Below are 9,182 nucleotides of genomic sequence, written 5' to 3'. Positions count from 1 at the left end.
GCTTCTATACATAGCCAATACGCTGTCACAACACGCCAGCAGAGCGCAGCAACTGAACAGCCCCTGCATCCAGGCCCAAGACATCCAGCAGTACTGCCTCGGTGTGCTCCCCTAACAAAGGTGGGGCCCGACGATACTCCACGGGCGTCTCCGACAACCTGATCGGGCTCGCCACCTGAGGCACGCTGCCCGCCAGCGGATGAGGAACATCCACCTTCAGCCCGCGTGCCACCACCTGCGGATCCTGAAACATCTGCGCCAGGTCGTTGATCGGGCCGCACGGCACCCCAGCCCTTTCCAGCTCCGCCACCCATTGGGCCGTGGTCTTGAACACCGTCGCCTGGCGGATTAGAGGAATAAGCTCCGCCCGATGCGCAACCCGCTGCTTGTTGGTGGCAAAGCGCGGATCATCCGCCCACTGCGGCTGACCGGCCACTTCTGCGAACTTGCGGAACTGCCCGTCGTTACCCACGGTAAGGATGAAGTCACCATCAGCCGTCGGAAAATCCTGATAAGGCACGATGTTGGGATGCGCATTGCCCAGACGCTTGGGCGATGTACCCGTGGTCAGGTAGTTCATTGCCTGGTTGGCAAGGCACGCCACCTGCACATCCAGCAAGGCCATATCGATATGCTGGCCCTCTCCCGACTGATCGCGATGCGCCAGTGCCGCAAGGATCGCCACCGTGGAATACAGCCCGGTGAGAATGTCAGTCAGCGCCACCCCCACCTTCATGGGCCCAGCCCCCTGCTCACCCTCAGGCCGCCCGGTCAGGCTCATCAGCCCACCCAGCCCTTGGATCATGAAATCGTAGCCCGCGCGCTTGGCATAGGGGCCCGTCTGGCCGAAGCCGGTGATCGAGCAATAGATAAGCTTGGGATTGACCGCCCTCAGGCATTCGTAATCCAGCCCATAGCTCGCCAGCCCGCCCGCCTTGAAGTTCTCGATGACGATATCCGACTTTGCCGCCAGTTCGCGCACCAGGCGCTGACCTTCAGGTTGGGTGAAGTCGATCGTCACCGAGCGCTTGTTGCGATTGGCCGACAGATAGTAGGCCGCCTCGCTGGTGTTCTCGCCGTGGGCGTCCCGCAGGAAGGGCGGCCCCCACGCCCGGGTGTCATCACCCGTACCCGGTCGCTCGACCTTGATCACGTCAGCCCCGAGGTCGGCGAGAATCTGGCCGGACCACGGTCCGGCCAATACACGCGACAGGTCCAGCACCCGCAGATGTGACAGCGCTCCCATGGCCGCGCCCCTCTATTAATAGAACGCCTGAATGCCGGTCTGCGCGCGGCCGAGAATCAACGCATGGATGTCATGCGTACCTTCATAGGTGTTGACCACCTCAAGGTTGACCAAGTGACGCGCCACCCCGAACTCGTCAGAGATTCCGTTGCCGCCGAGCATGTCGCGCGCCAGACGGGCGATGTCCAGGGCCTTGCCGCAGGAGTTGCGCTTCATGATCGAGGTGATCTCCACCGCCGCCGAGCCCTCGTCCTTCATTCGCCCCAGCCGCAGGCAGCCCTGCAGCCCCAAAGTGATCTCGGTCTGCATGTCGGCGAGTTTCTTCTGGATCAGCTGGTTGGCGGCCAGAGGGCGGCCGAACTGCTTGCGGTCCAGGGTGTACTGGCGCGCAGTGTGCCAGCAAGCCTCCGCCGCCCCCAGCGCGCCCCAGGAAATGCCATAGCGCGCCGAGTTCAAACAGGTGAACGGGCCTTTCAGACCACGTACCTCAGGGAAAATGTTCTCTTCCGGCACGAACACGCCGTCCATGACGATCTCACCGGTGATCGACGCGCGCAGGCCAACCTTGCCATGAATGGCCGGAGCGCTCAGGCCCTTCCAGCCCTTTTCCAGAATGAAGCCACGAATATCGCCGGCATCGTCCTTCGCCCAGACCACGAACACGTCAGCGATCGGGCTGTTGGTGATCCACATCTTGCTGCCCGTCAGGCTGTAGCCACCCTCGACCTTGCGCGCGCGGGTGATCATTGCACCAGGGTCGGAGCCGTGGTTGGGCTCGGTCAAACCGAAGCAACCGATCCATTCACCGCTGGCAAGCTTGGGCAGGTACTTCTGCTTCTGCGCTTCACTGCCGAACTCGTTGATCGGCACCATGACCAGCGAAGACTGCACACTCATCATCGAGCGGTAACCCGAGTCGATCCGCTCCACCTCACGGGCAATCAGCCCATAGCACACGTAGTTGAGACCACTACCGCCATACTCGGCCGGAATGGTCGCGCCCAGCAGGCCGACCTCGCCCATCTCGCGGAAGATTGCCGGATCGGTCTGTTCGTGACGGAACGCCTCGACCACCCGCGGAGCCAGCTTGTCCTGGGCGAACTGATAAGCGCTGTCACGCACCATGCGCTCTTCTTCAGTGAGCTGCTGATCCAGCAACAGCGGGTCGATCCAGTTGAAACTTGCTTTACCGGCCATGGGCAGAGTCCTCGAAAGGTGTGCGACGAAATTCTTGTTGCCTTGATCCTAGGCCGGAACCTGTCAACGGACAAACGAGGATTGCGCACCCATTAGTGCTATTTTCTCACTCCGTAATAAGTGAAATACCTATTTCGAGTCCCTTATAAGTGAGGATGACGTACATGCGGCGCAAGATCCCCAGCACCACGGCACTGGTCTGCTTCGAGGCGGCGGCCCGCCACGAGAGCTTTACCAAGGCCGCTCAGGAACTGGCGCTGACCCAAGGTGCCGTCTGTCGGCAAATCGGTGGCCTCGAGGGCTTTCTCAATGTGGAGCTTTTCCGACGCTCGCGCCGGGGCGTGAAGCTGACCGAGGCCGGCCTGTCGTATAGCCGCCAGGTCTCGGCGCAATTGGATGCGGTGGAGCGGGATACCCTGTCGGTGATGCGCCAGCAGGGCGCCAACGTCATCGAACTGGCCGTAGTGCCGACCTTCGGCACCCAGTGGCTGCTCCCCCGCCTGAAGGACTTCCAGCAACGCCATCCGGAGGTAACGGTCAACCTGACCAACCGCACGCGGCCGTTCCTGTTCGCCGACACCGCCTTCGACGCAGCCATCTACTTCGGCGACGCCGACTGGTCTGGCACCCAGTCACACCGCCTGATGGGTGAAAACCCGATGCCGGTATGCAGCCCGCAATGGCTCAACGGGAGAGACACGCTCGACGCCGACTCCATAGCCGAGCTGCCATTGCTGCAGCAGACCACCCGCCCCTATGCCTGGCGGCAGTGGTTCGACAGCCTGGGCATGAGTGTGGAGCGCGACATGAACGGCCCGCGCTACGAGCTGTTTTCCATGCTGGGGCAGGCGGCCATGCACGAAATGGGCATCGCGTTGATCCCGCCGTTCCTGATCCAGCGCGAGCTGGCGGAAGGCCGGCTGGTGGTCGCAAACAAGCATGCCCTGTCGAGCGACAAGGCCTACTATCTGATGATCCCCGAGCGCAAGGTGGAGTCAGCTTCGCTGCGCGCCTTCCGCGACTGGCTGGTGATCCAGGCCCGCGACTACGCAGCAGATGCATGAGACTGAAAGCTGACTTCGTAGTCAATTATTTTAAACACCTACAGATATATGGATTTGTCGCAAATCCATAAACTGTTCCATAAGCGGGAAAAACCGAATCAACCCTAATAACCGCGGGGGTTTGCCGCTGTTTTTACGACATCTAGCAAACTACTAACGAAAACCGCCAAAAAATTTCGTTTTTTTCTCCTAAGCTCCCAATAGCGCGTCCTTGACAGCCTGAAGGCGGATGGTTGCGACAAGTGGTCACAGGGTGACTTGTAGTTTTAACTTCGTTTCGCTCCAGAACTGGTTGAAGCACCTTCGGTTCATCTGCAAAATGCCTCGCCCGCCCCGGAACCGGCGGTATGCATGCTCAAAGGCCGCTCCAGCCGCACCACCCGAAGTGCGCTGGAATCAACAATGACAAGGTCACCGCAGGAGACAAAGTCGTGCACATTGGTGTTCCTCTAGAGACGCAGACGGGTGAGGCGAGGGTCGCCGCGACCCCGGAAACCATCAAGAAACTGGTCGGCCAGGGCCATCAGGTCACTGTCGAACGGGGCGCCGGGCTCAAAGCCAGCATCCCGGACAGCGCCTATGAGGCCGCGGGCGCTTCCTTGGGTGACGCTGGCGATGCCTTGGGCGCGCAGTTGGTGCTCAAGGTAGTGGCGCCCAGCGACCAGGAACTGGCCCGGATCAATCCCGGCAGTATCCTGGTGGGCATGCTCAACCCTTTCAACAGCGAGCTCATCGCAAGGATGGCCGAACACGGCATCACCGCCTTCGCCCTTGAAGCCGCTCCGCGCACCTCGCGCGCGCAAAGCCTGGACGTTTTGTCATCGCAGGCCAACATCGCCGGCTACAAGGCCGTGCTGCTTGCGGCGCACCACTATCCACGCTTCATGCCCATGCTGATGACCGCTGCGGGCACCGTGAAAGCCGCGCGCGTGCTGATTCTCGGTGCCGGTGTGGCCGGCCTGCAGGCCATCGCCACGGCCAAGCGTCTCGGAGCAGTGATCGAAGCGTCCGACGTACGGCCAGCGGTGAAGGAACAGATCGAATCGCTCGGCGCCAAGTTCATCGACGTCCCCTATGAGACCGACGAAGAACGCGAGTGCGCCGAAGGCGTAGGCGGTTACGCCCGCCCGATGCCGGCCAGCTGGATGCAACGCCAGGCCCAGGCGGTGCACGAACGCGCGAAGCAGGCCGACATCGTCATCACCACCGCACTGATCCCCGGCCGCAAGGCCCCGACGCTGCTCAGCGCCGAGACCGTGGCGCAGATGAAACCGGGCTCGGTGGTCATCGACCTCGCCGCAGCCCAGGGTGGCAACTGCCCGCTCACGGTCGCCGATCAGGTCGTGATGGCGCACGGCGTGACCATCGTCGGCCCGACCAACCTGCCTGCCCAGCTGGCTGCCGACGCCTCGGCGCTGTACGCACGCAACCTGCTGGACTTCATGAAGCTGCTGTTCGACAAGGACGGCGCTCTGGTGATCAACCTGGAAGACGACATCGTCGCCGCGTGCCTGATGTGCCGCGACGGCCAGGTCGTGCGCAAGAACGGCTGAGGAGCACGACAATGGAAGACATGCTGATTTCCCACGGAATCTACAACCTGATCATCTTCGTGCTGGCCATCTACGTTGGCTATCACGTGGTCTGGAACGTCACCCCGGCGCTGCACACCCCGCTGATGGCGGTGACCAACGCGATTTCCGCGATCGTCATCGTCGGCGCGATGCTCGCCGCAGCGCTGACCGTGACCCCGGCCGGCAAGCTGATGGGCACCCTCGCCGTGGCCCTGGCCGCGGTCAATGTGTTCGGTGGCTTCCTGGTCACCCGCCGCATGCTGGAAATGTTCAAGAAGAAAACCAAGAACGAGGGGCAGAAGTAAGCATGAGCATGAATCTGGTCACCCTTCTCTACCTGGTCGCCTCGGTCTGCTTCATCCAGGCCCTCAAAGGCCTGTCGCACCCGACCACGTCACGGCGCGGCAACCTGTTCGGCATGATCGGCATGGGCATCGCCATGCTCACCACCATCGGCCTCATCTATAAGCTCGCCGCACTCTCGGTCGGTAGCGGCGGCGCCACCGCGGGTATCGGTTATGTGCTCGTCGGCCTGCTGATCGGCGGCAGCGCCGGGTCGATCATGGCCAAGCGCGTCGAGATGACCAAGATGCCAGAGCTGGTCGCCTTCATGCACAGCATGATCGGCCTGGCCGCGGTGTTCATCGCTATCGCCGCGGTGCTCGAGCCGCAATCGCTGGGCATCGTCGCCAGCATCAGCGACCCGATCCCCACCGGCAATCGCCTGGAGCTGTTCCTCGGCGCAGCCATTGGCGCGATCACCTTCTCCGGCTCCGTGATCGCCTTCGGCAAGCTGTCGGGCAAGTACAAGTTTCGCCTGTTCCAGGGCGCACCCGTACAGTTCGCAGGCCAGCACAAGCTGAACCTGATCCTTGGCATCACCACCCTCGCCCTGGGCTTGCTGTTCACCTTCACCGGGCACTACAGCGCCTTCACCCTGATGCTGGTCCTCGCCTTCGTCATGGGTGTGCTGATCATCATCCCGATCGGCGGCGCCGACATGCCGGTAGTGGTGTCGATGCTCAACAGCTACTCGGGCTGGGCGGCGGCAGGCATCGGCTTCTCGCTGAACAACTCGATGCTGATCATCGCCGGCTCCCTGGTCGGTTCCAGCGGCGCAATCCTCTCGTACATCATGTGCAAGGCGATGAACCGCTCGTTCTTCAATGTCATCCTCGGTGGTTTCGGTGGCGACACCGATAGCGGCGCGGCGGCTGGCACGAAGGAGCAGCGCCCGGTGAAATCCGGCTCGGCCGACGATGCAACCTTCCTGCTGAGCAACGCCGACAGCGTGATCATCGTTCCCGGCTACGGCCTTGCAGTGGCCCGCGCCCAGCACGCCCTGAAAGAACTGACCGAGAAGCTGACCCATAACGGCGTCACCGTGAAATATGCGATTCACCCGGTGGCGGGGCGCATGCCCGGGCACATGAACGTACTGCTGGCCGAGGCCGAGGTTCCGTACGATCAGGTGTTCGAGATGGAGGACATCAACGCCGAGTTCGGTCAGGCCGACGTGGTGCTGGTGCTGGGCGCCAACGATGTGGTCAACCCGGCAGCGAAGAACGATCCCAAGTCGCCGATTGCCGGCATGCCGATCCTCGAAGCCTTCAAGGCCAAGACCATCATCGTCAACAAGCGCTCCATGGCCAGCGGTTATGCGGGCCTGGACAATGAACTGTTCTACCTGGACAAGACCATGATGGTGTTCGGTGACGCCAAGAAAGTCATCGAGGACATGGTCAAGGCGGTGGAGTAGTCCTTTTCCGAACTGAACAGCCGCTCTTATAGAAGGCCCCGGGAAGATTTTTCCTGGGGCCTTGTCGTTTTGCTGATCCAGATCAACGGCTCTATTTCCAGGCTTCTCATACGACCATGGTCGCGGGACGGCATCGGGCGAAATCTCTAGACTGCGCTGCAGTAGCCCAAGTAGCCCGAGATAACAATCCATGTACCGTGATCGTATCCGCTTGTCCTCCCTGCACAGCAAGGTAATGAGTGCGGCCGATGCCGCTGGCCTGATCAAGGACGGCATGACCGTCGGCATGAGCGGCTTCACCCGCGCCGGCGAAGCCAAGGCAGTGCCACACGCCCTGGCCGAACGTGCCAAGCAGTCGCCACTGAAGATCAGCCTGATGACCGGCGCCAGCCTGGGCAACGACCTGGACAAGCAACTGACCGAGGCCGGTGTACTTGCCCGGCGCATGCCCTTCCAGGTGGACAATACCCTGCGCAAGGCCATCAATGACGGGCAGGTGATGTTCATCGACCAGCACCTGTCGGAAACCGTCGAGCAATTGCGCAACAAGCAGCTGACCTTGCCGGACATCGCAGTCATCGAAGCGGTCGCGATCACAGAACAGGGCCACATCGTGCCAACCACCTCGGTGGGCAACTCGGCCAGCTTCGCGATCTTCGCCAAGCAGGTCATCGTCGAGATCAACCTGTCGCACAACCCCAACCTCGAAGGGCTGCACGACATCTATATCCCGACCTATCGCCCGACCCGCACGCCGATCCCGCTGGTGAAGGTCGATGACCGCATCGGCAGCACCGCGATCCCTATTGATCCAGCCAAGATCGTCGGCATCGTCATCAGCGACCAGCCCGACTCGCCGTCCACTGTACTGCCAGCGGATCACGAAACCCAGGCTATCGCCGACCACCTCATCAACTTCTTCAGGAAAGAAGTGGATGAAGGGCGCATGACCAACAAGCTCGGCCCTCTCCAGGCCGGTGTCGGCACCATCGCCAATGCCGTGCTGAGCGGCTTGATCGACTCGCCGTTCGAAGACCTGACCATGTACTCCGAAGTGCTGCAGGATTCGGCCTTCGACCTCATGGATGCCGGCAAGCTGAGCTTTGCCTCAGGCAGCTCGATCACCCTCTCGACCCGCCGCAACGCTGAGGTGTTCGGCAACCTGGAGCGCTACAAGGACAAGCTTGTTCTGCGTCCGCAGGAGATCTCCAACCACCCCGAAGTGGTGCGCCGCCTGGGCATCATCGGGATCAACACCGCGCTGGAGTTCGACATTTATGGCAACGTCAACTCCACCCACGTGTGCGGCACCCGGATGATGAACGGCATCGGCGGTTCCGGCGACTTCGCCCGCAACGCTCATCTGGCGGTATTCGTCACCAAGTCGATGGCCAAGGGCGGCGCGATTTCCAGCGTGGTGCCGATGGTCAGCCACGTCGATCACACCGAGCATGACGTGGACATCCTGGTCACCGAGCAGGGCCTGGCCGACCTGCGCGGCCTGGCACCACGCGAACGTGCCCGGGCGATCATCGACAACTGCGTGCACCCGGACTACCGCGCGGCCCTCAACGACTACTTCGACCGCGCCTGCCAGAGAGGCGGGCACACTCCGCATATCCTGCGCGAAGCGTTGAGCTGGCACGAGAACCTGGAAGAAAGCGGGCGGATGCTGGCCGGCTGATCCGCTAACTGCATTGCTCCTCTGAACCCATCGCGGGACGACCCCGCTTCCACATTTCAGTTGTGGGAGCGGGGTCGTTCCGCGATGACGTCTGCCTGGCTAAAACAGTTAACCGATAAATATTCAAAACTGTACTACTGTACCGCTAAAAACCCCGCTTCAATGCCGCCAATATTTTCAAATCGAACATAAATGCACAGAAATAGTGCAGACCAGTACAGTTATGCCAATTCTGAGTGCAACAGTAGCGTTTAACAGTTAACTGGCCCATCGCAATACTGTTGAACTGTATCTACTGTTATGGACGACAGGGGAGGATCATTGGCATCAGTTAAATCACTACCTAATCCCGCCACAAGCGGAAGGATGACACATCATGGAACGTACCCTCAGTTCCGGTCTGGTTTTCGAAAACAACGTTGAATCCAAAGCCTCGGCTCCTCTGCGCGCCCTGTCGACCCTGCTGCTGTGGCAGCGTCGCATCGCCAGCCGCCGTCAACTGGCTCGCCTGGATGCCCGCCTGCTGGCCGACGCCGGCATCAGCGAGTCCCAGCGCTACCAAGAGCTGAGCAAGCCTTTCTGGCGCTAAGCTCCGGCTTGCCGGCCCAAGGCCGGCACCGCGATTTCTCAAAACCCCCCCCCCGGGGGGGGGGGGGGG

Annotated in this window: 8 protein-coding genes; 6 read left to right on the top strand and 2 right to left on the bottom strand. The window is 61.5% G+C overall.

Translation table 11 applies throughout. The annotated features are described in order from the left end of the window. Positions 1–25: 25 nt before the first annotated feature. Positions 26–1,246: a CaiB/BaiF CoA-transferase family protein gene (locus HU729_RS24060; RefSeq protein WP_186711761.1), complete on the bottom strand. Its 1,221-nt coding sequence runs from the start codon at positions 1,244–1,246 to the stop codon at positions 26–28. 15 nt (positions 1,247–1,261) lie between these two features. Next, entirely contained in the window at positions 1,262–2,443 is a 1,182-nt protein-coding gene (locus tag HU729_RS24055; RefSeq protein WP_186711760.1) for an acyl-CoA dehydrogenase, read from the bottom strand. Between the two features lie 164 nt (positions 2,444–2,607). Between HU729_RS24055 and HU729_RS24050 the strand changes: the two genes are divergently transcribed. The 6 genes from HU729_RS24050 (at position 2,608) to HU729_RS24025 (ending at position 9,113) form a co-directional block, all read left to right on the top strand. After that, a complete protein-coding gene (locus HU729_RS24050) occupies positions 2,608–3,507 on the top strand; it encodes a LysR substrate-binding domain-containing protein (protein WP_186711759.1) in 900 nt (299 codons plus the stop codon). 431 nt (positions 3,508–3,938) lie between these two features. Continuing rightward, a complete protein-coding gene (locus HU729_RS24045; protein WP_186711758.1) occupies positions 3,939–5,060 on the top strand; it encodes a Re/Si-specific NAD(P)(+) transhydrogenase subunit alpha in 1,122 nt (373 codons plus the stop codon). A gap of 11 nt (positions 5,061–5,071) precedes the next feature. Further along, complete coding sequence (locus HU729_RS24040) at positions 5,072–5,386, top strand: NAD(P) transhydrogenase subunit alpha (protein ID WP_023378063.1); 315 nt, start codon at positions 5,072–5,074, stop codon at positions 5,384–5,386. Positions 5,387–5,388: 2 nt separating this feature from the next. Next, on the top strand, positions 5,389–6,840 hold the full coding sequence (locus HU729_RS24035; protein WP_054894857.1) for an NAD(P)(+) transhydrogenase (Re/Si-specific) subunit beta: 1,452 nt from the start codon (positions 5,389–5,391) through the stop codon (positions 6,838–6,840). Between the two features lie 190 nt (positions 6,841–7,030). Further along, positions 7,031–8,524, top strand: coding sequence for an acetyl-CoA hydrolase/transferase family protein (locus HU729_RS24030; protein WP_186670045.1), 1,494 nt, complete (start codon positions 7,031–7,033; stop codon positions 8,522–8,524). Between the two features lie 376 nt (positions 8,525–8,900). After that, positions 8,901–9,113, top strand: coding sequence for a DUF1127 domain-containing protein (locus tag HU729_RS24025; protein ID WP_054894859.1), 213 nt, complete (start codon positions 8,901–8,903; stop codon positions 9,111–9,113). Positions 9,114–9,182 lie beyond the last annotated feature (69 nt).

This window comes from Pseudomonas sp. RW10S2 (assembly GCF_014268985.1).
Classification (GTDB): Bacteria; Pseudomonadota; Gammaproteobacteria; order Pseudomonadales; family Pseudomonadaceae; genus Aquipseudomonas; species Aquipseudomonas wayambapalatensis.
This window is presented reverse-complemented; position numbering and strand designations above follow the sequence as displayed.